General features: G+C 61.6%; 22 protein-coding genes and 1 tRNA gene. All 23 read left to right on the forward strand.

The annotated features are described in order from the left end of the window. The first annotated feature begins 128 nt into the window (after positions 1 to 128). On the forward strand, positions 129 to 902 hold the full coding sequence (locus tag OU419_RS26680; protein ID WP_254476779.1) for an ABC transporter ATP-binding protein: 774 nt from the start codon (positions 129 to 131) through the stop codon (positions 900 to 902). 14 nt (positions 903 to 916) lie between these two features. Continuing rightward, the gene (locus tag OU419_RS26685; RefSeq protein WP_254476780.1) at positions 917 to 1,669 is read left to right on the forward strand and encodes an ABC transporter substrate-binding protein; all 753 of its coding nucleotides are present in this window, start codon (positions 917 to 919) and stop codon (positions 1,667 to 1,669) included. A gap of 56 nt (positions 1,670 to 1,725) precedes the next feature. Further along, a complete protein-coding gene (locus OU419_RS26690) occupies positions 1,726 to 2,421 on the forward strand; it encodes an ABC transporter permease (RefSeq protein ID WP_254476781.1) in 696 nt (231 codons plus the stop codon). Continuing rightward, the gene (locus OU419_RS26695; RefSeq protein WP_254476782.1) at positions 2,418 to 3,110 is read left to right on the forward strand and encodes an ABC transporter permease; all 693 of its coding nucleotides are present in this window, start codon (positions 2,418 to 2,420) and stop codon (positions 3,108 to 3,110) included. The genes OU419_RS26690 and OU419_RS26695 overlap by 4 nt, the downstream gene beginning before the upstream one ends. 70 nt (positions 3,111 to 3,180) lie before the next feature. Beyond that, positions 3,181 to 4,398 carry a methyltransferase gene (locus OU419_RS26700; RefSeq protein ID WP_254476795.1) on the forward strand — a complete coding sequence of 406 codons (1,218 nt, stop codon included), beginning with the start codon at positions 3,181 to 3,183 and terminating at the stop codon, positions 4,396 to 4,398. 391 nt (positions 4,399 to 4,789) lie between these two features. Continuing rightward, positions 4,790 to 5,263, forward strand: coding sequence for a MarR family winged helix-turn-helix transcriptional regulator (locus OU419_RS26705; protein WP_254476783.1), 474 nt, complete (start codon positions 4,790 to 4,792; stop codon positions 5,261 to 5,263). A 2-nt stretch (positions 5,264 to 5,265) separates the two neighbouring features. Next, positions 5,266 to 6,747, forward strand: a complete 1,482-nt coding sequence (locus OU419_RS26710) for an efflux transporter outer membrane subunit (protein ID WP_254476784.1) — start codon at positions 5,266 to 5,268, stop codon at positions 6,745 to 6,747. A gap of 13 nt (positions 6,748 to 6,760) precedes the next feature. Further along, the gene (locus OU419_RS26715; RefSeq protein ID WP_254476785.1) at positions 6,761 to 7,942 is read left to right on the forward strand and encodes an HlyD family secretion protein; all 1,182 of its coding nucleotides are present in this window, start codon (positions 6,761 to 6,763) and stop codon (positions 7,940 to 7,942) included. Positions 7,943 to 7,955: 13 nt separating this feature from the next. Continuing rightward, on the forward strand, positions 7,956 to 9,488 hold the full coding sequence (locus tag OU419_RS26720; RefSeq protein ID WP_254476786.1) for a DHA2 family efflux MFS transporter permease subunit: 1,533 nt from the start codon (positions 7,956 to 7,958) through the stop codon (positions 9,486 to 9,488). Positions 9,489 to 9,564: 76 nt separating this feature from the next. Next, a tRNA-Thr gene (locus tag OU419_RS26725) sits at positions 9,565 to 9,640 on the forward strand. A gap of 241 nt (positions 9,641 to 9,881) precedes the next feature. Beyond that, complete coding sequence (locus OU419_RS26730) at positions 9,882 to 11,312, forward strand: mannose-1-phosphate guanylyltransferase/mannose-6-phosphate isomerase (RefSeq protein WP_254476787.1); 1,431 nt, start codon at positions 9,882 to 9,884, stop codon at positions 11,310 to 11,312. A gap of 110 nt (positions 11,313 to 11,422) precedes the next feature. Next, the gene (locus OU419_RS26735) at positions 11,423 to 12,217 is read left to right on the forward strand and encodes an ABC transporter permease (protein ID WP_254476788.1); all 795 of its coding nucleotides are present in this window, start codon (positions 11,423 to 11,425) and stop codon (positions 12,215 to 12,217) included. After that, positions 12,217 to 13,440: an ABC transporter ATP-binding protein gene (locus OU419_RS26740; RefSeq protein ID WP_254476789.1), complete on the forward strand. Its 1,224-nt coding sequence runs from the start codon at positions 12,217 to 12,219 to the stop codon at positions 13,438 to 13,440. The genes OU419_RS26735 and OU419_RS26740 overlap by 1 nt, the downstream gene beginning before the upstream one ends. Then, positions 13,437 to 14,393, forward strand: a complete 957-nt coding sequence (locus OU419_RS26745) for an FkbM family methyltransferase (protein WP_254476790.1) — start codon at positions 13,437 to 13,439, stop codon at positions 14,391 to 14,393. Before OU419_RS26740 ends, OU419_RS26745 begins: the two co-directional genes overlap by 4 nt. Before the next feature lie 15 nt (positions 14,394 to 14,408). Beyond that, positions 14,409 to 15,635: a glycosyltransferase family protein gene (locus tag OU419_RS26750; protein WP_254476791.1), complete on the forward strand. Its 1,227-nt coding sequence runs from the start codon at positions 14,409 to 14,411 to the stop codon at positions 15,633 to 15,635. Continuing rightward, entirely contained in the window at positions 15,632 to 17,110 is a 1,479-nt protein-coding gene (locus OU419_RS26755; protein ID WP_254476792.1) for a glycosyltransferase family 4 protein, read from the forward strand. Before OU419_RS26750 ends, OU419_RS26755 begins: the two co-directional genes overlap by 4 nt. Beyond that, positions 17,107 to 18,537 carry a glycosyltransferase family 4 protein gene (locus tag OU419_RS26760; RefSeq protein ID WP_254476793.1) on the forward strand — a complete coding sequence of 477 codons (1,431 nt, stop codon included), beginning with the start codon at positions 17,107 to 17,109 and terminating at the stop codon, positions 18,535 to 18,537. The genes OU419_RS26755 and OU419_RS26760 overlap by 4 nt, the downstream gene beginning before the upstream one ends. 204 nt (positions 18,538 to 18,741) lie before the next feature. Next, positions 18,742 to 19,785, forward strand: coding sequence for an IS110-like element ISPpu24 family transposase (locus tag OU419_RS26765; RefSeq protein WP_076611547.1), 1,044 nt, complete (start codon positions 18,742 to 18,744; stop codon positions 19,783 to 19,785). Between the two features lie 269 nt (positions 19,786 to 20,054). Continuing rightward, positions 20,055 to 21,077, forward strand: a complete 1,023-nt coding sequence (gene gmd / locus OU419_RS26770; RefSeq protein ID WP_254475307.1) for a GDP-mannose 4,6-dehydratase — start codon at positions 20,055 to 20,057, stop codon at positions 21,075 to 21,077. 11 nt (positions 21,078 to 21,088) lie between these two features. Further along, positions 21,089 to 21,982: a GDP-mannose 4,6-dehydratase gene (locus OU419_RS26775; protein WP_254475149.1), complete on the forward strand. Its 894-nt coding sequence runs from the start codon at positions 21,089 to 21,091 to the stop codon at positions 21,980 to 21,982. 14 nt (positions 21,983 to 21,996) lie between these two features. Continuing rightward, positions 21,997 to 23,151, forward strand: coding sequence for a glycosyltransferase family 4 protein (locus tag OU419_RS26780; protein WP_254475151.1), 1,155 nt, complete (start codon positions 21,997 to 21,999; stop codon positions 23,149 to 23,151). A gap of 101 nt (positions 23,152 to 23,252) precedes the next feature. Further along, positions 23,253 to 24,395, forward strand: a complete 1,143-nt coding sequence (locus tag OU419_RS26785; RefSeq protein ID WP_254475160.1) for a glycosyltransferase — start codon at positions 23,253 to 23,255, stop codon at positions 24,393 to 24,395. Between the two features lie 216 nt (positions 24,396 to 24,611). Continuing rightward, positions 24,612 to 25,547, forward strand: coding sequence for a glycosyltransferase family 2 protein (locus tag OU419_RS26790; RefSeq protein WP_254475162.1), 936 nt, complete (start codon positions 24,612 to 24,614; stop codon positions 25,545 to 25,547). The last annotated feature ends 4 nt before the right edge of the window (positions 25,548 to 25,551 follow it).

The raw sequence follows: 25,551 nt of genomic DNA on the forward strand, positions 1-25,551 counted from the left end.
GGCAAGGGTGATAGATGGACGCTTGGCGCACTCTGGGTCGCGTGTTAGCTTGCCCCTCGCCAGGATGGCCCCGATTCTGCAGTGACACACACTGCGAAAGCGTCCGAATAACAATAGAGGAGCCCCCTATGGCCGAGGCCATACCCGCACTGGAAATCCGTAACCTGCACAAGCGGTACGGTGACCTGGAAGTGCTCAAAGGCATTTCCCTGACCGCCCGTGACGGCGACGTCATTTCCATCCTTGGCTCCTCCGGCTCCGGAAAGTCCACGTTCCTGCGCTGCATCAATCTGCTGGAGAACCCGCACCAGGGCCAGATCCTGGTCGCCGGTGAAGAACTCAAGCTGAAGAAGGCCAAGGACGGATCGCTGGTCGCCGCCGACAACAAGCAAATCAATCGTCTGCGCAGCGAGCTGGGCTTCGTCTTCCAGAACTTCAATCTCTGGCCGCATATGAGCATCCTCGACAACATCATCGAGGCGCCGCGTCGTGTGCTAGGCAAGACCCGCGCCGAGGCCACCGAGATCGCCGAAGCGCTGCTGGCAAAGGTTGGCATCTCCGACAAGCGCCACAGTTTCCCCGCCCAGCTTTCCGGCGGCCAGCAGCAGCGCGCTGCCATCGCCCGCACCCTGGCGATGCAACCCAAGGTCATCCTCTTCGACGAACCGACTTCCGCGCTGGACCCGGAAATGGTCCAGGAAGTGCTTAACGTTATCCGCGCGCTCGCCGAAGAGGGTCGCACCATGCTGCTGGTGACCCATGAAATGAACTTTGCCCGCCAGGTTTCCAGCGAGGTGGTGTTCCTCCACCAGGGCCTGGTAGAGGAGCAGGGACCGCCGCAGCAGGTATTTGACAACCCGCAATCGGCACGCTGTAAACAATTCATGTCCAGCCACCGCTAACGGAGCACTACTGCATGAAGAACTATAAGAAGATCGTTCTGGCTGTCGCGGCCACCCTGGCACTGGGAGGCAATGCCATCGCCGCGGAGAAACTGCGGATCGGTACCGAAGGCGCCTACCCGCCCTTCAACGGCATCGACGCCAGCGGTCAGGTCATCGGCTTCGACGTCGAGATCGGCAAGGCGTTGTGCGCCAAGATGAAGACCGAGTGCGACGTCGTCACTTCCGACTGGGACGGCATCATTCCCGCGCTGAACGCCAAGAAGTTCGACTTCATCGTCGCCTCCATGTCGATCACCGACGAACGCAAGCAGGCCGTCGACTTCACCACCCCGTATTACACCAACAAGCTGCAATTTGTGGCGCCCAAGTCGGTGGACTTCAAGACCGACAAGGGCTATCTGAAGGGCAAGGTGATCGGCGCCCAGCGCGCGACCATCGCGGGTACCTGGCTTGAGGACAATATGTCCGATACCGTCACCATCAAGCTCTACGACACCCAGGAAAACGCCTACCTCGACCTGTCCTCTGGCCGCCTCGATGGCGTGCTGGCCGACAAGTTCGTGCAGTATGACTGGCTCAAGAGCGATGCCGGCAAGGACTTCGAGTTCAAGGGCGAGCCGGTGTTCGACAACGACAAGATCGGCATTGCAGTGCGCAAGGGTGACCCGCTGCGCGACAAGCTGAACGCCGCTCTGAAGGAAATCGTCGACGACGGCACCTACAAGAAGATCAACGAAAAGTACTTCCCCTTCAGCATCTATTGATGCACGTGCCGCGCCGCCCGGCCACGGGCGGCGCGCGCCACCAGGCGTGACTCCCCATGATTTTCGACCTGCACGGCTTTGGCGATCAGTTGATCGCCGGCACCTGGATGACGCTAAAGCTCTCGCTCGCCGCAGTCTGCGTGGGACTGGTCCTCGGCCTGCTGGGAGCTGTGGCGAAGACCTCCAAGAACACATTCCTGCGCATGCTCGGCGGTTTCTACACCACCGTGGTGCGCGGCGTACCTGAAACGCTCTGGGTACTGATGATCTACTTCGGCACTGTGAGCGGCCTGAACGCGCTCGGCAACCTGTTCGGCAAGCCCGACCTGGCACTGAGCCCCTTCGCCGCCGGCACCTGCGCCCTTGGCCTGTGCTTCGGCGCCTATGCCACCGAGGTATTCCGCGGAGCACTGCTGGCCATCCCCAAGGGGCACCGGGAAGCCGGTCAGGCACTGGGGCTTTCCGCACCGCGCATCTTCTGGCGCATCGTGCTGCCGCAGGTGTGGCGCGTGGCGCTGCCCGGCCTGGGCAACCTCTACCTCATCCTGCTCAAGGACACCGCACTGGTCTCGCTGATCACCCTCGACGAAATCATGCGCAAGGCCCAGGTCGCCTCCAACGCGACCAAGGAGCCGTTCACCTTCTACATGACTGCGGCCTTCATCTACCTCGGCCTCACCGTATTCATCATGGCTGCCCTGCACTTCCTCGAACGGCGGGCGGGCCGCGGCTTCGTGAGGAATGAGCTATGAACGATTTCGAGCTGATCCTCAAATGGATGCCGAAGATGCTCCAGGGGGCGACCCTGACCCTGGAACTGCTGGCCATCGCAGTCGTTGCAGGACTTTGCCTCGCGGTGCCGCTGGGCATCGCGCGCGCCTCGCGCCACTGGTACGTGCGCGCACTGCCCTATACCTACATTTTCTTCTTCCGCGGTACTCCGCTTCTACTGCAGCTATTCATCGTCTACTACGGCCTGGCGCAGTTCGAGAGCATTCGCCAGGGGCCGCTTTGGCCCTACCTGCGTGACCCTTACTGGTGCGCACTGCTGACCATGACGCTGCACACGGCTGCCTATATCGCCGAGATCCTCCGCGGCGCCATCCACGCCATCCCCGTCGGCGAAGTGGAAGCCGCACGCGCGCTGGGGATGTCCCGTCGCCAGGCGCTGTTCCACATCATCCTGCCGCGCGCCGCGCGCATTGCCCTGCCGGCCTACAGCAACGAGGTGATCCTCATGCTCAAGGCCAGTGCCGTGGTCTACACCGTGACGCTGTTCGACATCATGGGCATGACCCGCACCATCATCGCGCGCACCTACGAAGCCATGCTGTTCTTCTGCCTGGCTGGCGTGTTCTACCTGGTAATCACGCTGCTGCTGACCCGTATCTTCCGCCTGCTGGAGCGCTGGCTACGGGTCGACTCCATGCAGGGCCGCTGACCGGCGCGCTACCCGCTCGCGGGGCCGCTATAATGCGCGCCCCGCGACCATTTCCTCGCTTCACGCCGTGATTCCGAACGACATCCCGCTGACCGGCAACTCTCTACTCCAGCGCTTCCAGGCCCTGGACGGCTTCCTGCTGGAACATCAGATACTGTGGCGTCCGAAGCCTTTCACAGCACGGGAGCTACCGTGGGAGAAGGAGCATCCCGAGTTGGCCGGCTGGCTTCGGCGCCGCAGCCTCGACGATGCCGAAGCGGCGCACAACGCACCAGAACTGCTCGCCGCCCCCGCGCCATTTCCCGAACTGGCCGCGACCGCCACTCGACTGTCGGCAGTCGGTGAGTTGCCCGCACAACCGCTGGGCAAGCTGGCGAACCAACTGACGGTGGACGTGCCTGGCCGCAAATGGCAGCAGATCGAAGCCTTTGCCAGCCGCCTGAATTTCACCGACCAGCCTCGGCAGTGGCTCGACTGGTGCGCCGGCAAGGGCCACCTTGGACGCCTGCTGGCACGTGCCGGCGATCCCTTGCTCAGCCTCGAATTCGATGCCGCGTTGGTCGCGGACGGGCAGCGCATGAGCGACCGGCTCGGGCTGCAAGCCAGGCATTGCCAGCAGGACGTACTTGACACCAGCGCGGCCGAACGACTCGATAGCGAACACACAGCGGTTGCTCTACACGCCTGCGGCGACCTCCACGTCCGATTGCTGCAATTGGCCAGCGAGCGCGGCTGTCGCCAACTGGCAGTCGCACCGTGCTGCTACAACCGCATCGCCGGCGAGCAGTACAACGCCCTCTCTCGAAGTGCGCAGGGCTCCCACCTGAAGCTCTCCCGCGACGACCTGCGCCTGCCGCTCGCCGAAACGGTCACCGCTGGCGCGCGGGTGCGCCGACAGCGCGACGCATCGATGGCACGCCGCCTGGCATTCGATCTTCTGCAACGGGAACTGCGAGGCGTCGACGAATACCTGCCGATCCCTTCGGTTGCGCCAGCCTGGCTGGAAAAGCCCTTCGCCGATTACTGCCGCGATCTGGCTGCACTCAAGACTATCCCCACACCCGGCGCGCGCAACTGGTCGGCACTGGAAGCGCAAGGCTGGAAGCGACTGGCGGAAGTCCGCAATCTCGAACTGGTACGCGGGCTGTTCCGTCGACCACTGGAGCTGTGGCTGCTGCTCGACCGAGCACTTTTGCTGGAGGAACGCGGCTACGAAGTACACCTTGGAACCTTCTGCACCTCCAGAATGACACCTCGAAATCTGCTGTTGCTCGCGGAACGCACCTGAGACGGTAGTTCCAGAGTTCCATCCACAGCCCCTGTGGATAATTCTGTTGAAATCACCCCGAAGGGGCTTGTTCCCTCCCCGTTCCGGACGTCTCAAAAGTCCTCTTCCCGCCTCCTGAAATTAATAATTAAATTCTTTTAAAACAACAACTTATATCTCATCGAAAAATCTGCGCGAAGAGATATTCAATTTTCTTCCAAGGCAGGCCTGCGATGTGCATAAGGCGCCAGCCATTGGCCACCGCAAACCAGCATTCCTGTTGCCAAACATACACCAATCTTGGTTCATGGAATTGATTGTTCCCCATAAGAAACAGTCAGGCCTTGTCAATCGCTGCCTAAGCAGTAATATTTCGAAACATTTCACTGCCTAGACAGCAATTAGTCTTGCCATGAATCACTACGACGTTGCGGACTTTCCGTTCAAGGGCTCCATCGGCCAGCTCCTGGGCGCCACCGCGCTCCTCAAGGACCGCCTGCTGGACAAGCATCTGGCCCATCTCGACATCACTGCGGCGCAGTTCAAGGTGCTGTTCTTCATTGGCAACGACCGTGCGAACACGCCGGCCGAACTGTGCCGAGAGCTGTCCATCGACAGCGGCTCAATGACCCGCATGCTCGATCGCCTGGCGCGCAAGGACCTCCTGCTGCGCCACCCCTGTCAGCACGACCGCCGCAGCGTTCGCCTGCACCTGAGCGAAGCGGGTCAGGCGGTGAACAACCAGGCACCACAGATCGCCGCGGCAGCGATGAATGAACTGGTTGGCGGCCTTTCCCGCGAGGAACTGCGCACACTGACCGGCCTACTCGACAAGATTCTGCGCGCTCACGGCACCGCGGCCAGTTGCCCGATGCAGGAGAACTGAACATGAACATCGTGCGCACCGCGCGCCTGCCCGCCTGCCTCTTCGGCGCCGCGCTCAGCCTGGCCGGCTGCGTGAGCTCCTCCGGACTTCTGCCCAGCGGTCACGCCACCGATCCCGCCAACCTGAAGGTCGGCGAAACGCTCGACGGCACGCCGCTCTCCAGCGCTGCCTGGCCCAGCCGGAACTGGTGGACCAGCCTGGGCGACCCGCAGTTGGACAGCCTGATCGATGAAGCCCTGCGTGGCACGCCCGACCTGGAAATCGCCAGCGCCCGCGCTCGCCAGGCCATCGCTGCAGCCCAGGCCCAGGACGCGGAGCGCATGCCCAGCGTCAAGGGCACGGCCAGCTACGCCGGCATCCGCGCTCCGGAAAGCGTTTTGCCGCCGCCCACTGGCGGTCGCTACTCGGCGGTGAAGTACCTGTCGATGAGTTTCAGCTATGACCTCGACCTCTGGGGCGGCCAGCGCGACGCCTGGGAAGCGGCACTCGGCCAGGCCAACGCCGCTGAAGTGGATCGCCAGGCGGCGACGATCAGCCTGTCCACCAATGTCGCCCGCGCCTATAGCGAGCTGGCCCACTCCTTTGTCGCCCGCGACCTGGCCCGAGACGAACTGGAGCGCTCGCAACACCTGTTCCAGTTGAGCCGGAAACGCATGGACGCCGGCCTGGACAGCAAGGTCCAACTGCAGCAGACGCAAAGCCAGGTAGCCAGCGCCAAACAGCAACTGGCCGCCGCCGAACAGGACATTGCAAGCAACCGCATCGCCCTCGCCGTACTGCTGGGCCAGGGCCCCGATCGCGGTCAGAGCCTGCAACGCCCGCAAGTACTCAAACCCGGCGCACTGGCGTTGCCATCGGATCTGCCTGCCGAGTTGCTCGGCCGCCGGCCAGACATCGTCGCCGCCCGCTGGCGGGTAGAGGCAGCGTCCAAGAGCATCCAGTCGGCCAAGACCGAGTTCTACCCCAACGTGAACCTGGGCGCGATGGTCGGTCTGGCCGCGATGCACGCCAGCGATGTGCTGAAGGCTCCCAGCCGCTTCTTTCAGGTCGCTCCAGCCATTTCCCTGCCGATCTTCGACGGTGGACGGCTGCGCGCCAATCTGGCCGGCAAGGACGCCGACTACGACCTGGCGGTCGCCCAGTACAACAAAACGCTGGTCAACGCCCTCGGCGAAGTAGCCGATGACCTCGGCAAGCTGCGCTCGCTGGAACAGCAGATCGCCGACCAGAGCGAAGCGCGCGATATCGCCAAGTCCAACTTCGACCTGGCCATGCGCCGTTACGGCGAAGGCGTGGGTAACTACCTCGACGCCCTGAGCGTGCAGCAACAACTGCTGCTCGCCGAACGCCAACTGGCCAGCCTGGATGCCGAACGCATCGACCTCTCGGTGCAACTGGTCCAGGCCCTGGGCGGTGGCTACCAGCCCGAATCCACATCCACTCCCGCTCCGCTCGCCCAGGCGAGTGGCGCCGCCGCGCATTGAACGAGGCATCGACATGAGCACCAAAACCGCCCTCCCCGCCGGCAACCCCAAACGCAAGCGCTGGTTGCTGATCCTGCTCGCCGTAGTGATCCTGGCCGGCTTGGCCAGTGTCGCCTGGGAAATTCTCTACGGCCGCTGGCACGAAGACACCGACGACGCCTACGTGAATGGTAACGTCGTACAGATCACCCCGCAGATCACCGGCACCGTGGTGAGCATCGGCGCCGATGACGGCGACCTCGTGCAGAAAGGCCAGGTACTGGTGAAGTTCGACCCGAGCGACGCCGACATCGCCCTGCAACAGGCCGAGGCCAACCTCGCCCGCACGGTCCGCCAGGTACGCGGCCTGTTCAGCAACGTGGACGGCTACAAGGCCGATGTGGCGGCGAAGCGCGTCGCCCTGGCCAAGGCTGAGGCAGACTTCAAGCGGCGCCAGAACCTCGCCAATGACGGCGCGATTTCCCAGGAAGAACTGGCCCACGCCCGCGATGCCCTGGATACCGCACGCAGCTCGCTGACCAGCGCCGAACAGCAACTGGATACCAACCGGGCGCTGGTCGACGACACCGTGATCACCTCGCACCCGGACGTCAAAGCCGCTGCCGCCAAACTGCGCCAGTCCTATCTGGACGATGCCCGCTCAGTGATCATTGCGCCGGTCACCGGCTACGTCGCAAAGCGTACCGTGCAGGTTGGCCAACGTGTGCAGCCTGGCGCCGCGCTGATGGCGGTGATTCCGCTGGACCAGGTATGGATCGATGCCAACTTCAAGGAAACCCAGCTGAAGCACATGCGCATCGGCCAACCAGTGGAAATCCGCTCCGACCTGTACGGCAATGAAGTGAAGTACTCCGGCACCGTCGACAGCCTCGGCGTCGGCACCGGCAGCGCCTTCTCCCTGCTACCGGCGCAGAACGCGACCGGCAACTGGATCAAGATCGTCCAGCGCGTGCCGGTACGCATCCGCATCAGCCAGGACGAGTTGGCCAGGCACCCGCTGCGCATCGGCCTGTCGATGGACGTCAACGTCAACCTGCACGACCAGAGCGGCCCCGCCCTGGCGCAGCAGCCTCCGCGCGAGGCGCTGTTCTCCACCGACGTCTATCAGCAACAACTGGCGTCCGCCGACCAACTGATCGAGCAGTTGATTCACGCCAACCTGGCCGCCGCCAACCACAGCACCGCCCAGCGCTGATACGCCCGACGCCATGAGCCAGAACAGCAGCAGCTTTTCCCCGCCCAGCCTGGTGATGGCCACTATCGGCCTATCACTGGCGACGTTCATGCAGGTGCTCGACACCACCATCGCCAACGTGGCGCTGCCGACTATCTCCGGCAACCTCGGGGTCAGCTCCGAGCAGGGCACCTGGGTGATCACCTCGTTCGCGGTGAGTAACGCCATCGCCCTGCCGCTGACCGGCTGGTTGAGCCGGAAAGTCGGCGAGGTGCGGCTGTTCATCGCTGCCACCCTGTTCTTCGTGATTGCCTCGTTCCTCTGCGGCGTGGCGCAGCAGATGGGCATGCTGGTGGGCTTCCGCGCACTGCAGGGCTTCGTCGCCGGACCGCTCTACCCGATCACTCAGACGCTGCTGATCTCCATCTACCCACCCGCCAAACGGGGGATGGCACTGGCACTGCTGGCGATGGTGACGGTCGTTGCGCCAATCGCCGGACCGATTCTCGGCGGCTGGATAACCGATAGCTATAGCTGGCCGTGGATCTTCTTCATCAACGTCCCCATCGGCCTGTTCGCGGCGATGGTCGTCTACCAGCAACTGCGCGCGCGACCGGTGGTGATCAAGCACGCGCCAATGGACTACATGGGCCTGGCGATGCTGGTGCTGGGCGTCGGCGCCCTGCAGATCGTGCTCGACAAGGGCAATGACCTAGACTGGTTCGAGTCGAACTTCATCATCGGCGGCACGGTGCTCTCGGTGATCGCCCTCGCCATCTTCGTGATCTGGGAGCTGACCGACCGCCACCCGATCGTCAACCTGCGCCTGTTCGTACACCGCAACTTCACCATTGGCACCCTTGCGCTGGTGGGCGGCTACGCCGGCTTCTTCGGCATGAACCTGCTGCTGCCCCAGTGGCTGCAGACACAAATGGGCTACACCGCCACCTGGGCGGGCCTCGCGGCAGCGCCAATCGGCATCCTGCCGGTGTTTCTGTCACCGCTCGTCGGACGCTACGCGCAGAATTTCGACCTGCGCGTGCTGGCCGGCCTGGCCTTCCTGGCGATGGCCGCCACCTGCTTCATGCGGGCGAACTTCACTACCGAAGTCGACTACACCCACATCGCCCTGGTGCAGATGTTCATGGGTCTGGGTGTCGCCTTCTTCTTCATGCCGATCCTGAGTATTCTGCTGTCGGACCTGCCACCCGACCAGATCGCCGACGGCTCCGGGCTCGCCACCTTCCTGCGAACCCTGGCCGGCAGCTTCGCCGCCTCCCTTACCACCTGGATCTGGAACCGCCGAGCGACGATGCACCACGCCTACCTGACCGAGAACCTCAGCCAGTACGACCCGGCCACCCAGGCAACCGTCGACCAGCTCGGCGGACCGGGCCAGCACAGCGCGGCGCTACTGGAGCGCATGGTGGAAAGCCAGGCCTACATGATCTCGACCATCGACTATTTCACATTACTGGGATGGCTATTCCTGGCCATGCTGGTGATCATCTGCCTGGCCAAGCCGCCATTCGGCGCCAAACCTGGCGCTGCGGCCAGCGGGCACTGATCAGGGGAGCGTGGATCGCACTGAAAAATCAGAGGTTTACACCCAAGGCCGCATCGCTATAATGGCGACCCTTGTTGCCGGTATAGCTCAGCTGGTAGAGCAACTGACTTGTAATCAGTAGGTCCCGGGTTCGACTCCTGGTGCCGGCACCATCATTAGAAAGCCCCGCATCGCTGCGGGGCTTTTTCGTTCAGGGAACGAAACTTTTCCGACACAATCCAACCTTTGAATAAGTCTGTCCTCCAGCCTAAATTGACGGGTTGCACTATGAGTAGCCGGGTGCGATGCGGTAATCTTCCGCACTCGCCTGGATCCCGAGCGCGAACTGCCTCACAGTACAACGATAAACCGGCGATGCAGCGTAGGACGTAACTTGCAAAGGACCTTTGATTAATGCTGATCCCAGTGATCATTTGCGGTGGTGCCGGCAGCCGACTGTGGCCTGTCTCTCGCGAGGCCCACCCCAAACCCTTCATGCCCCTTCCTGACGGGCAGAATCTCCTGCAGAAGACGCTGCTGCGTGCGCTCGCCCTGGATGGCGTATCCGAGGTCATGACGGTTACGAACCGTGAGCTGTTCTTCAAGACCGAAGACGAATACCGCAATCTCAAAACCAATGTCGGCTGTCTCAGCTACGTGCTGGAACCGTTTGGCCGCAACACCGCCGCCGCAGTCCTGACCGCGGCCCTGCAACTCGAGCAGGCACACGGCCCCGATGCCTTGATGCTGGTGCTCCCCGCCGACCACCTGATCAAGCACAACGACGCTTTCTCGGAAGCCGTTGCCAACGCATCCCGCCTGGCGGCCGCTGGCTGGCTGGTTACCTTCGGCATCCAGCCCCAATACCCGGAAACCGGCTTCGGTTACATCGAAAGCGACAGCCAGGCGCTGGACGGCGGCCTGAAGGTAAAGCGCTTCGTCGAGAAACCCAGCCTGGAAAAGGCCCAGGAATACCTGGCTGCCGGAAACTACTTCTGGAACTCGGGGATGTTCTGCTTCCGCGTCGGCACGCTGCTCGACGAAATGAAAGCTCACGCAGCCGACGTCCATGCCGCCGTCGCCCAGACCATCGCCCAGTCCCGTCTCAGTGAAGCGCCGGCGCATCGCTGTCTGTCGCTCGATGCTGGCGTGTTCGGCCAGGTGCCGGACATCTCGATCGACTACGCACTGATGGAGCGCTCCGACAAAGTCGCGACCGTGCCATGCAACCTGGGCTGGAGCGACATCGGCTCGTGGAATGCCCTGAGCGAACTGACCAGCGAAGACGAGAACGGCAACCGCTGCGAAGGCGAAGTGCTTTCCCACGGCGCGCACAATAACTACGTGCACAGCCCGGAACGCCTGGCAGCACTGGTTGGCGTACAGAACCTGATCGTCGTCGACACGCCAGATGCCCTGCTGATCGCTCACAAGGAGCACACCCAGGACGTCAAGCAGATCGTCGCCCAGTTGAAGAAGAACGGGCACAGCGCGCACCTGCTGCACCGCACCGTCCATCGCCCCTGGGGCACCTACACGACCCTGGAAGAGGGGCACCGCTTCAAGATCAAGCGCATCGTGGTCAAGCCCGGCGCATCGCTGTCGCTGCAGATGCATCACCACCGCAGTGAGCACTGGATCGTCGTGACCGGCATGGCCCGCGTCGTCAACGGCGAAAAAACCATGATGCTGAACAGCAACGAATCGACCTTCATTCCGGCCGGGCACAGACATCGCCTGGAGAACCCGGGCGTTATCGATCTCGTGCTGATCGAAGTCCAGAGCGGAGACTATCTGGGCGAGGATGATATCGTGCGTTTCGAAGACAATTACGGGCGCACCTGAGTCACCGAGACTAACCTCGGTGATTGCCGTTCCGCCCATTCCGCACCCCGCACCGCCCCGCCAGCTCCATTCGGCGGGGCGGTGCTATGGGTAGAGCTCCTGGTATAGCAATGTTTTCAAACCTGAAAGCCATCTATCTCTACCGCAGTTTCATTCTGGGAAGCATCAAGCGAGAGTTTCAGTCCCGCTATCGCCGCAGCATGCTCGGCGCGCTCTGGCTAATCCTGCAACCGCTGGCCATGATCCTGATCTACACGCTGGTCTTCTCGCAGATCATGCGGGCCAAGCTGCCGGGCGTGGACAACGCCTACGCCTACAGCATCTATCTCTGCGCCGGCAGCCTGACCTGGGGCCTGTTTGCGGAGATGATCGGCCGGGCCCAAGGCGTGTTCATCGAAAACGCCAACATGATGAAGAAGCTCAGCTTCCCGAGGATCTGCCTGCCGGTCATCATCACACTGTCAGCCCTGCTGAATTTCGCGATCATTTTCTCGATCTTCCTGCTGTTCCTGGTCGTTACAAACAGCTTCCCCGGTATCGAGTTCGTAGCGGTGATCCCGTTACTCATCCTGCAGACTGCTTTCGCGCTGGGTCTGGGCATGGTTCTTGGCGTACTGAACGTCTTCTTCCGCGACGTCGGTCAGTTCATGGGAATCTTTTTGCAGTTCTGGTTCTGGTTCACCCCAATCGTCTACCCCCTGGCGATCATCCCCGCATGGGCGCACAGCTACATGCTGATGAATCCGATGGCGGACATCGTAATCGCCTACCAGGCGGTTCTGGTCCAGCATCAATGGCCTGAATGGCACACCCTTTGGCCTGTTGCCGCCATCAGCGTCGCTGCGCTCGCGCTCGGGCTTTACCTGTTCCGTAAACACTCCGCAGACATGGTGGACGAGCTCTGATGGGCAGCATCCAAGTCAAGGGCCTGGGCAAGGCGTACAAGCAATATCACTCGCGCTTCGACCGCCTGAAAGAGTGGCTCTCCCCTACCTCGAAGCCTCATCACACGCTGAAGTGGATCCTGCAGGACATCAATTTCTCGGTGAACCCGGGCGAAGCCGTCGGCATCATCGGCATCAACGGTGCCGGCAAGAGCACATTGCTCAAGCTCATCACCGGGACGGCGCATTGCACGACCGGCGAAGTCCGCATGACCGGCAGGGTCGCGGCAATGCTGGAACTCGGCATGGGCTTCCATCCGGAGTTCACTGGCCGCCAGAACGTCTACATGGCAGGCCAGCTTCTGGGGCTGAGCAACGAGCAGATCACCGAGCTGATGCCCTCCATCGAGGACTTCGCCGAGATCGGCGAATACATCGACCAGCCGGTACGGGTCTACTCCAGCGGCATGCAGGTGCGCCTGGCCTTTGCGGTCGCCACCGCGATCCGCCCGGACATACTCATCGTCGACGAGGCACTCTCGGTCGGCGACGCCTACTTCCAGCACAAGAGCTTCGAACGTATCCGCGAATTCCGGAAGTCAGGCACTACCCTGCTGCTGGTTTCGCACGACAAGCAGGCCATCCAGAGCATCTGCGACCGCGCGATCCTGCTGAGCAAAGGCTCCATCGCCCTTGAGGGAGACCCGGAGTCGGTGATGGACTATTACAATGCGATGCTTGCTGATCGTCAGAATCAGCAGCTTCGCCAGGACGTCACCGAAAACGGCCGGATCCAGACCATTTCCGGCACCGGCGAAGCGACCGTAGAGCACATCGAACTGCTGAACGAACAGGGCCAGCCTATTGAATTCGTGGACGTCGGCCAGCGAGTAACACTGCGCGTTCGTGCCAAGGTCCACCAGCGCCTGGAGCGGCTGGTGCTGGGCTACGGGATCAAGGACAGGCTCGGACAAGTCATGTACGGCACCAATACTGACTTGAAGAACCAGGTCATCGAGCATCCCGAAACAGGCGCCACCTACCAGTTCGACATCAACTTCCCGGCCAACCTGGGCCAGGGCAGCTATTCGGTGCAGACAGCACTGGTCAGCACGGATACGCATCTGGTGAACAACTACGAATGGAGAGACCTGGCTCTGGTCTTCAACATAGTCAACATCAACAAAGAAGCTTTCGCTGGCTGCTCCTGGCTGGACCCAAGTATCGAGATTTCCCAAATATGAAGTTCGTATCTTTCGCCCAGAACTTCGAGGACGTCATGCTGTGGCGCGCCCTGAAGCACATTCAGAATGGATTCTATGTGGATGTCGGGGCGTTCTCGCCGGATCTGGATTCCGTGACCAAGGCCTTCTACAACGCGGGCTGGTCAGGCATCAATATCGAGCCGAATCCGGACTTCGCCGTGCCGTACCAGGTAAACCGCCCTCGCGACATTCTGGTGACCGACGCCGTATCCGACTCCTCCGGCGAGCAGGAGATCTACATCGTCCCAAGCACCGGCCTGACATCGATGGACCAGGGCGTGGCGGACCATCACGCCGACAAAGGCTGGACCGTGGAGCCGATCAAGGTGCGGGTTCGTACGCTTGCGGAAATTCTCGAGGAGCACGCTCCTGGCCGGGATATCCATTTCCTCAAGATCGATGTCGAGGGCCTCGAAGAAAACGTCATCCGTGGCAATGACTGGGAACGCTTCCGCCCCTGGATTCTGGTGATCGAAGCAACGTTCCCGATGAGCCAGGTCGAATCGCACGCCAGCTGGGAGCCCCTGATTCTGAAAGCCGGCTACCACTTCGTGTATGCGGACGGACTCAACCGCTTCTACGTCGCCGACAACCACCTCGAGTTGACGGCCGCATTCAAGTATCCGCCCAACGTCTTCGATAATTTCGTCCGTCATGACCTCGTCGAGGAACAGGCACACGCCGCCAGCTCTCAGGAAGAGGTCGTCAAGCTCAATCAGGCGATCAGCCTGAGCTCGGAAAGGATCAACATCCTCAATGCCCAGTTGGAACAGAGCAGGGCCGACCTCAAGAGCTGCGAACAGGAGCGAGCGACCCTATCCTCCCAGCGCCAGGCTCTTTCGGAGCAGATCCAGGCGCTGGTCAGCTCTACGTCCTGGCGAGTCACGCGTCCCCTGCGAGCTTTCAAGAACCTGCTCGGCCAACGTAACTGACGGGAGATTCATTTCATGAAGAAAACAGCCCTCCTGCTCAGTACCTACCCATTCAAGGTTCCCCGCCACGGCGGCCAGATCCGTCTGGACAGCATCGCACGCGCCTATCGCGACGCTGGCTGGCAACTGGTCAGCATCGCTGTGTATGAATCGGAAAGCCACAACCCCGATCTGGTCCAATCTTGTGATGTCCCATTCAACTTCGATTCGCCCTACCGCTTCTACCAGGGCAATCGATCCATCCCGATGATCACCGACCTGCTCTCGGGGGCCTTTGCGTGCGCCGAGGATGGTGGCTTCCCGCAGATCCGCAACAAACTTCCGGAGCGCCTGGACGTCATTCATGTCGAGCAGCCCTGGCTGTGGCCGCTGGCAAAGAAGATCCGGGCAATGCCGCAGTACAGCCACTGCCTGCTGATCTACGGATCGCAGAATATCGAAGAGCCACTCAAGCGCGACATCTTCCAGAGCTATAAGATCGTCGACGCGGAAGACGCGTTGCAGGATGTTCTGAAGCTCGAGCGACAGGCCACCCAGGAGGCCGACATATCTCTCGCCGTTACCCAGAGCGACCTGGCAGTCATACGCTCCTGGGGCGCGAAGAACGCGATGCTCGCAGCCAACGGCATAGCCCACTGGCAGGCTGATGACAGAGACCTCGAGAACTGGAAGCAGAAGTTGCCCGATGCCCCGTGGATTCTCTATGTTGCCAGCGCCCATCCGCCAAACTTCACAGGCTTCGTTTCCTGTGTGGGCGATACGCTGGGCTGCATACCACCGGACAGCCGACTGGTAGTAGCCGGCAGCGTCTGCGAGCACCTTTATCGGGAGCTGTCCAAGACGCGCTGGCATTCGTTGAATCTTTCCCGGATGCAGTTCCTCTACGTCCTGTCAGACGAAGACCTGGCCGCGGTCAAAAGCCTCGCGCACGCTTTCCTGTTGCCCATCCCTCATGGTGGTGGCTCGAATATCAAGACTGCTGAGGCGATCTACTCCGGCAAGCATGTCGTTGGATCGGAAACCGCCTTCCGGGGCTTCGAAGACTACCTCGATCTGCCGCAGATCAACGTCGCCCGCAGTCCCAAGGACTTCCAGCATGCCATGCGCAAACTCCTGGGCGAAAACCACGGAGGTACCACAGAGGCAGGTAGCGGAAGCAGGAAGGCCCTGCTTTGGTCTCAAACCCTGGCGAACATTCCCAAGGAAGCTGAAAAGCTGTTGAACAAGAGCAGTATCGCATGAGCACCATCTGGCTTGATGTCACCACAACCCTGTCCTGGCAGCGCCCCGCCGTTGGCGTAGTCAGGGTCGAAGCAGAGTGCGCCAAGAGCGCACTGTCAGGGAAAGCCGGCAATCTGCCCATCCGCTTCTGCGCCTTCAACCGGGATACCGGGTTCTTCGAGATCGCTGCCGCTGACCTGAAGGGAGCGCTCGAGAGAATCGACGGCGTAGAGCACGCGAAACCAAACTCCCCCCAGACGCCGGGTTCGCCAGCGAGCGCCCCGCAGAAAGCACCCTTGGTCGAACGACTGAAACAACTGACTCTTCGGCTCTGCAGTCGCCTGCCGTCACGTTACTCCTCGCGCCTGCTGCATTTCGCCATGTCCCGCAAAGCCGGCATTCTCGAGATGATCCACGGCCTGCGTCTGATCAAGCACGCGCTGCAGTCCCTGGCTCTCAGCCTTATCCGGCGGCGAGCCCAACCTGCCCCCCAACAGGCCATCGTGCAGCCAGTCACGGCTCTGGCAAGAGCAGAACCGCCCTTCAAGGCTGGAGACGTCTACATTTCTCTCGGCCTGGATTGGAATGACAAGGACCTGCCGCAACTGCGCCAACTCAAGCGCAAGCTTGGACTTCGGGTGCTCCTGTGCTGCTACGACGTTATTCCGGTCAAAGCGCCGCAACTCTGCGCAGGCGATGTTGCGCCGTTCTTCTCGAACTACTTTTCGAATCTGGCCGAGGCAGCCGACAAGGTGGTGTGTATTTCCCGCTGCTCGGAACGGGACCTGCTGGGCCTGCTGGACACTCTCGGCGCGCCAGTACCCGAAACATCGGTGATTACCCTGGGCTCCGATCTTCCTCGCCCGGTGAAAAAGCAGCCAGAGATCGACCGCCCGTACATCCTGTTCGTCTCGACCATCGAGCGACGCAAGAACCACGAAGTGCTCTACCGGGCCTATACACGCTTGCTCGACGCCGGTGTGACCGACTTGCCGCTGATGGTCTTCGTCGGTATGAGCGGCTGGGGTATCAGCGAGCTGCTCAATGACCTGCGCCTGGACGAGCGCATCAAGGGGCATATCGAGATGCGCACCAACGTGACCGACGAGGAGCTGAACGGGCTGTATGGCAATGCACTGTTCACCGTCTATCCCTCTCTGTACGAGGGATGGGGCTTGCCGGTTGCCGAGAGCCTTGCCCACGGGAAATTCTGCCTGTCGTCCGATGCGGCCTCCCTGCCCGAAGTTGGCGGCGAGTTTGTTGAATACCTCGACCCACTCAGCGTACCGGCCTGGGCCGAGCGGATTCTCTTCTATGCACGCCATCCCGAAGAGCTGGCTCGCAAAGAGCAGGTCATCGCTACCCGGTACGTGGCACCGTCCTGGAGTGACACCGCTCGCTCGATCTTCGACAAGGCTCATGAACTGGCAAATCAGTCTGCGCCCACGAGCGAGTCCCGCAACCCATCGCAGAAAGCTCCAGAGCATCACCAATGAATACCATCTGGATTGATATCACCACCCTGCTGGCCTGGAAACGTCCTGCCGTTGGCATCGTGCGCGTTGAAGCCGAGTGCGTACGCTACGCTCTGACGCATACCGAACATCCAGTGCGCTTCTGCGCCTTCGATCAGCTGAACGGCTATCGGGAAATCGGTGCGGACCAGGTCAAATCCTGCCTGGACAGCCTCGGCAAACCATCTGCGGATGCGAGTCCCAGCGTTCCTGTGCACTTCGTGAAACCCAGGTTATCCACGGAAGAGCGCCTCAAGCAGCTACTCCGCAAACTGCTCTGCTGGCTGCCTGAACAACCCCGGGCACGCCTCTTCCTGATTCTGCGTAACCGTCGGCACCACTTCCAGGAACTGCTGCAGGGGATGCGCCACATCAAGAGCGCCATCAAGCAGTTGCTTCGCCCGGTACAGGCCGCGCCCACTCAGCCCCCGCAGCAAACCAACTCGGCTCGTGGCACCCCACCGTTCGCCCGTTCGGATATCTATATCTCGCTCGGGCTGGACTGGGACGACAAGGATCTGGCCTATCTACACGCGCTCAAGCGAAAGCTGGATCTGAAGATCCTGCTGTGCTGCCACGACGTAATCCCGGTGAAGCTTCCCCATCTTTGCGTGGAAAGCGTTTCGGCGATGTTCTCGCGCTATTTCGCCAACGTCGCCTGGAATGCCGACAAGATCGTCTGCGTCTCTCGCTGCTCTGAGAGAGACCTGCTGAGCATGCTCGACACTCTCGGCACACCGATTCCAAAGACCGTGGTGATCAATCACGGTTCGGAGCTACCGCCGGCGCTTGAGGCGCCGGAAGACACCATCGGCGTCCCGTACATCCTCTATGTATCGACAATCGAGCGACGCAAGAACCACGAGACACTCTACCGAGCCTACACACGACTATTGGATCGCGGCGAGAAGAACCTCCCCAAGCTGATTTTCGTTGGCATGCACGGCTGGGGAATCGATGGTCTGCTAGCTGACCTGAAGCTCGATCCACGTACTCAGGGTCTGATCGAGATTCGAGGCCACGTGAACGACGCAGAACTCGCCTCGCTCTACAAGAACGCCCTGTTCACTGTCTATCCATCGCTTTACGAAGGATGGGGGCTGCCAGTAGCGGAAAGCCTCGCATATGGCAAGTTCTGCCTCGCCTCCAACGCCGCCTCGATACCCGAAGTGGGGGGCGAACTGGTCGACTACGTCGACCCCTGGGATATACCGGCCTGGGAGGATCGCCTGGGTTACTACTTCGCCAATCCGAATGAAATCCGGCGGCGCGAACAGCTGATCGCAGACAGTTACAAGGCTAAGCCGTGGAGCGTCACCGCATCGGAGATACTCACCGCGGCCGCATCACTGAGCCCCTCTGGCGAGGTCAGTGAAAAGAGCCCGACCGCAGAAACGCACCTCCGCTGAACCACCCGACTCGCGGTCTGCGTACCCAACGCACCGCAGTTGTAAGATGGCCACTAGGCTTTCGGCTGAGAATGCCCTGCGGCCGCCACATTTTTTGCGATCCTTGCGAAGGACTAGAAGGAACACCATGAATGCTGTAATGGACTCTCCCTGCGCCACAGTTCTATACCGAGAACGGTGGTGGCTGAAATTGGGAGTGTTGTGATGAAGCGAATTGCGGTTGATCTGGCCAAGTCCGTTTACCAAGTTGCCGAGAGTGTCCGTTCCGGCCAAGTGGTGCAGCGCAAGCGGCTGAACCGAGAGGCGTTTAGGCGATATATACAGGAGCAAGCCGAGCCGGTCGAGTGGGTGATGGAGGCCTGCGGTACGGCCCATTACTGGGGGCGCGTGGCGCAGGCACTGGGCCATTCGGTAAAGCTGATCCACCCGCGCTATGTGCGCCCGTATCGCCGCCGCAACAAGACCGACCGCAACGACTGCGATGCGATGCTAGAAGCCGCGCGCTGCAAGGATATCCATCCCGTGCCTGTGAAAACCCATGAGCAGCAACAGGTGCAGCAACTGCATGGGCTGCGCGAAACCTGGAAGAAAAGCCGTACTCAGCGGATCAACCTACTGCGCGGCATCCTGCGCGAAGCGGGCATCGAAGCTCCAGCCTCTACCGCCGCTTTTATCCGTGCCGCCCATGAGTTAGTTGAGCGCCCAGAAATCGCGCCCTTGAGCCATCAACTGCATATCGTCCTGGCGGAAATAAACCTGCACGAACAGTGCATGGTCGAGTGCGAGCAGCAACTCAAACGCTGGCATGCCGACGATGAAGTCGTGCGCAAACTCGATGAAGTCAGCGGTATTGGCCTGTTGACCGCCAGCGCCCTGAAAACCGCAGTCGGCAAGCCCGAGCGCTTTGCCAATGGTCGCCAGCTCAGCGCTTGGCTGGGCATGACGCCGCGAGAGTTCAGCAGTGGTGAGCGGCGCAAACTGGGCCACATTAGCCGGCAAGGCAATGTATACGTGCGCACCCTGTTGATCCACGGCTCGCGCGCGGCCTTGTTGGCAGCGCAGCGCTGTCAGGCCCGGACACCCGAGAAACTGACCCAGTTACAGCGCTGGGCCGTCGAGACGGCGGCACGTGTTGGCCACAACAAAGCGGCCGTGGCCTTGGCCAACAAGCTGGTTAGGATTTGCTGGGCGGTGTGGTGTCATGAGCGGCGATTTAGTGGTGACTGGCAAAGCGTAAAGCCCGCCTGACGGCGGAGGTAATCAAGAAGGCGTGATGGTTTTCTTGTGGTTGTGGTGAGTAGCAGCACTGTCGGAACAGGCGAGTCCTGCAGCGGAATAAGGCCGATAACAATCATGATCTTCGTGATCGATTGAACGCTTGGCCCCCGCTGCGCGAACTACAGAATGGCCAGGGCGGTAGAGCCCAAAACAGGCCGGATATACGAATGCAACCGCGCTGACGACAAGTGCAAAAGAAAAGCTTTGCTCACTACTTGTGGGGAGAGTCCATATAAGCGATTGTTACCGGAATCTCGGGCCAGGACGGCGCCTACCTCGCTCAGCTGCTGCTGGAAAAGGGTTACACCGTCTACGGCACCTACCGCCGCACCAGCTCGGTGAATTTCTGGCGTATCGAGGAGCTGGGTATCGAGAAGCATCCGAACCTGCATCTCGTCGAGTACGACCTCACCGATCTGTCCGCCAGCATCCGCCTGCTGCAGACCACCGAAGCCACCGAGGTCTACAACCTCGCCGCCCAGAGCTTCGTCGGCGTGTCGTTCGAGCAGCCGCTGACCACCGCCGAGATCACCGGCATCGGTGCCGTGAACCTGCTGGAAGCCATCCGCATCGTCAACCCGAAGGTCCGCTTCTACCAGGCGTCGACCTCCGAGATGTTCGGCAAGGTGCAGGCCATCCCGCAGACCGAAGACACCCCGTTCTACCCGCGCAGCCCCTACGGTGTCGCAAAGCTGTATGCCCACTGGATGACCGTTAACTATCGCGAGTCCTATGACATCTTTGGTTCCAGCGGCATCCTCTTCAACCACGAGTCGCCGCTGCGCGGCCGCGAGTTCGTGACCCGCAAGATCACCGACACCGTCGCCAAGATCAAACTGGGCAAGCAGGACCTGCTGGAGCTGGGCAACCTCGACGCCAAGCGCGACTGGGGCTTCGCCAAGGAATACGTAGAAGGCATGTGGCGCATGCTGCAGGCTGACAAGCCGGACACCTACGTACTGGCCACCAACCGCACCGAAACCGTGCGCGACTTCGTCAACATGGCATTCAAGGCCGTGGATATCGACCTGAACTGGAAGGGCGAGGCCGAAGCCGAGCAAGGTATCGATGCCGCAACCGGCAAGGTCGTGGTTTCGATCAATCCGAAGTTCTACCGCCCGGCCGAAGTCGACCTGCTGATCGGCAGCCCCGAGAAGGCCAAGCGCGACCTGGGCTGGGAGCCCACCACGTCCCTGGAACAGCTGTGCCGCATGATGGTCGAAGCGGATCTACGCCGTAACGAACAAGGCTTCTCGTTCTAAGGGGATTCTGCATGCCAACCGCTCTGGTAACAGGCGCTTCGGGTTTCACCGGACGCTACATGATCGACGTGCTGAAAAAGCGCGGATTCACTGTAGCCGGCCTCGGCAGCGAACCAACCAATGCCGATGAAACCCTGGCATGCGATCTGACCGACGCCGCGGCCGTAAGGGCCGCCGTCGACAAGACCCAGCCCGACTGGGTAGTCCACCTGGCGGCGCTGGCCTTCGTCGGCCACACCGACCAGGAAGCGTTCTACCGCGTGAACGTCTTCGGCACGCTTAACCTGCTGGCCGCCCTCGCCGAGCAGAAGAAAGCTCCGCAACGCATCCTTGTCGCCAGCAGCGCCAACATCTATGGCACTCCCGGCATAGAAGTGATCAACGAGGATGTCTGCCCGGCCCCGGTCAACCACTACGCCTGCAGCAAGCTGGCGATGGAACACATGGTTGCAACCTGGTTCGAGCGCCTGCCGATCGTCATGGCCCGGCCGTTCAACTACACCGGCCCCGGCCAGGACGAGCGCTTCCTGATCCCCAAGATCGTCGGGCACTTCGCCCGCAACGAAGCCACCATCGAACTGGGCAACCTGGACGTAAGCCGCGACTTCTCCGACGTACGGGATGTCGTTGAGGCATATGCCCGCCTGCTCGAATCCGATGTGCGCGGAGAACGGGTCAACATCTGCTCCGGCCGCGCCATTGCCCTGCGCGAGATCATCTCGCAGATGGAAGACATCGCCGGCTACCGGATCAAGGTCGAGGTCAACCCTGCATTCGTTCGAGCCAACGAAATCCCCGTACTGCGCGGCGATAACCGACGCCTGCAGGCCGCCACGGGCTTCGCTCCCCGCCAGGATCTTCAGCAAACCCTGGAAGACATGCTGCAAGCAGCCCGCGCCAACTGAAACTGGAACACTTCATGCGAATCGGACTCGGCACCACGGTGTGGGCCAAGGGCGCCAAGGCTGGCCATCTGGATGGCATCGGCGTTTATACCCAGGCACTGTGGCGTGGCATGCAGCAACGCGCCGCGATGGCGAACTCGGGCCTCAGCTTCACGCCCTTCGCCTTCGGTCGTGAGCTACCGGAACTGGAGTGCGGGCGGCCCCAGTCTGTCGCCGGACACTTCTCCGCCTACGCACTGCGCGCCGCGCTGCTTGGCGCATCCCGGCGGATTTCGGCGAATATCGCTCGCCAGGTCGACCTGTTCCACGCTACCGACCACCACATTCCCCAGCTCAAGGATGTCCCCGTCGTCGCCAACGTGATGGACCTCATCCCGATGCTCCACCCGGAATGGGCCTCACCGACCTTGCGCCAGGCGAAGAACTGGCTCTTCGGCAAGACCGTGCGCAGTGCAGCACACATCATCACCATCTCCGAGTACAGCAAGCGCGACCTGATCGAGCACCTGGGCATCGCAGCCGACGACATCTCGGTCACTCCGCTGGGCGTCGAGCCGGCGTACTTTCAGCGCATCGACGGCCAGCAGCGCCAGAAAGTCCTGGACAAGTGCAGCCTACGGCCTGGTTTCTTCCTCTGCATCGGCACCCTGCAGCCGCGGAAAAACCTCGGCCGCGTGCTGGCTGCGCATCGCTCGCTGCCCGAAGACGTGCGCAAGGCGCACCCACTGGTGGTAGTCGGCCGCGTCGGCTGGGGAGTGGACGAGCTGCTGCCGGAGCTCCAGGCGCTGGAGTCCCGTGGCGATGGCCGCTGGCTCGACTACCTGCCGCAGGCTGACGTCCTGGCGCTGCTGCAAAGCGCCGGTGCGATGGTATTCCCCTCGCTCTATGAAGGCTTCGGCCTGCCAGTGATCGAAGCCTTCGCCGCACGTTGCCCGGTCATCACCTCCAACACGACCTCGCTGCCCGAAGTCGCGGGGGAGGCGGCACTGCTGGTCAATCCGCTGGACGACTCGGATATCGCCGCGGCGATGCTCGCAACGGTCGAGAACCCCGACCTGACCGCGCAACGCGTCACGCAGGGCCACCTTCGTGCCCAGACATACTCCTGGGACGCCTGTTGCGGCAACACCCTGGATGTTTATCGAAAGGTCATTGCGCAATACCATTGACCCTTTCGTAACCCACACCCGCGTGCACCGACCGAAACGACATTACCATGCCCCGAGCGCTCGCCTCGGGCTTCGAACCTCCTGCGGCACCGAGATACCAAATGGCAATCAAGCGAACTCTGCTGGTCAACAAGTACTACGCCCCTTCCACGGGCGGCATCGAGACGGCAGTCAAGCAGTATGCCCACTGGTATCAGGAGAGCGGTCACGACGTCACCGTCCTGTGCTGCGCAAACACTCGCATGCTTCGTTCGCGGGTGGAGATGATCGACGGCATCCGCGTCCTGCGCGCAGCCTCGCTGGGCAACCTGCTGTCGGTGCCGCTGAGCTTCGCGTTCTTCTGGCATTTTCTGCGTCTGGCGCTGAAATCCGACGTCGTCCACATCAACCTGCAATTCCCCTCCGCCAGCCTCGCCCTGTGGCTCACCCACTGGCTGATAAAGGGCAAAACCGTCGTCAGCTATCACTGCGACGTCTATCGGCAGCGCTACCTGAAGAAGATCACCTACCTGTTCGATCGCTTCGTCGTGCGCAATGCCGACCTGGTGATCACCGGCAGCCCGGCGCTGCGCGAACATTCCGAAGTGCTGGGCGGCATTCGCCGTGAAATCGGTGCCTTGCCCTACTCCGTCGATATGGAACATGTTGCCCGCTGCCTGGAGCAGCCAAGCACGCTCCAGTTGCCAGAGCATTTCCGGCGCGAAGGCTACTGCGTGTTCTTCGGTCGACTGGTCAGCTACAAGGGCACCGAGCCGCTGGACCAGGCCTTCCGCCTGCTGATGGAGCGCAAGGAGCCGGTCAACCTGGTGGTGTTCGGCATCGGGCCGGAAGAATTGCGCTTCTGGAAGCTCGCCGAGGAGTTCCCCGAACGCGTGCACTTCATCAATACCTTCGTCAGCGATGTGGACAAGTACCACCTCATCAATGGTGCACAGTTCTTCCTGTTCCCCTCGGTGTACTACTCCGAAGCCTTCGGCATCGCCCAGCTCGACGCGATGGCCTGCTCCCGCCCCATCCTCAATTGCTGGCTCGACACCGGGGTCAATTGGGTCGCGCCCGACCAGGAAGCAGCCGTCACCATTCCGGCCGGCGACGCCCGGCAACTGGCCGACGCCATCGCCAGCCTGCAGAAGGATCCACAGCGCCTGGCCACCCTCGGCCAGGGCGGCCTGGAGCGCTGCCGGAAGATCTTCTCGGAGACCGCCGTGAAGGCCCGTTTCACCGAACTGGTGAAATCGCTCTGAGGGAAACTGCGAGCGATCTCACACAGATTTGCCGGGAAACCAGCCGCTTCCGACCGGAATTCAACCATCAGCGCACATGACTGACCGGTCACCCCTTCTCATACTTGCCCAGCCCCGAGGCAGACACTTATCCTGAACCATAGAAGCGACGAATAACTAAAAAAAACAGGGGATGCCGCTTTGGATAGTCCATCGACGGTTCGCGTCCGAACTCGTGTGCAGCATCAATCCACATCGACAGTCGCGATATTACTGTCCACCTACAACGGCGCTGCCTACCTGCCCGAGCAACTCGACTCGCTGGCGGCGCAGACCTGCCGGGACTGGGTCATCTATGCCTCGGACGACGGATCGCAGGACGATACCGTCGCCATTCTCCACGACTACCAACGCAGGCTCGGCAAGGAACGCCTGGTCATCCTGAAAGGGCCGCGCCAGGGCTTCGCCGCCAACTTCCTCGCTACACTCAAGCACGCCAACGGCCGCGCGGACTTCTTCGCCTTCTGCGACCAGGATGACTTCTGGGAGCCGGAAAAGCTCGAGCGCGGCCTCTCGTGGGCACAGCGCCAGGAGGAGGACCTCCCGGCCCTGTACTGCTCGCGCACCCGCCTGATCGACGCCGAAGGCCGGGCTATCGGCTACTCCCCCCTGTTCCGTCGCGCGCCGAGCTTCGCCAACGCCCTGGTGCAAAGCATCGCTGGCGGCAACACCATGCTGTTCAATGCGCGGACCGCGGCGCTGCTGTGCCTGACACCACAACACGTACCGATCATCTCCCATGACTGGTGGGCCTACATCGTGGTCACCGGTTGTGGCGGCGAGGTGCATTACGACGAACAGCCGTCGATCGGCTACCGCCAGCACGGAAATAACCTGATAGGCTCAAACTCGAGCGTCAGGGACCGACTCGTTCGCCTCCAACGCATGCTCAAGGGAACGTTCCGACACTGGAACGATGTGAATCTGGATGCGATCTCCCATCTGCGCCACCACCTGACCAGCGAAAATCAGCGCATCCTCGAGCTTTTCGGCAACGCGCGCCGCGCGCCGCTGCATCGCAAGCTCCAGCTGATCAGCCAGTCCGGCGTATACCGGCAGACGCTTCCCGGCAACCTTGGACTGGTTGCCGCAACGCTCATACAGAGGCTGTGACCCC

The organism is Pseudomonas triclosanedens (assembly GCF_026686735.1).
Taxonomy (GTDB): domain Bacteria; phylum Pseudomonadota; class Gammaproteobacteria; order Pseudomonadales; family Pseudomonadaceae; genus Pseudomonas; species Pseudomonas triclosanedens.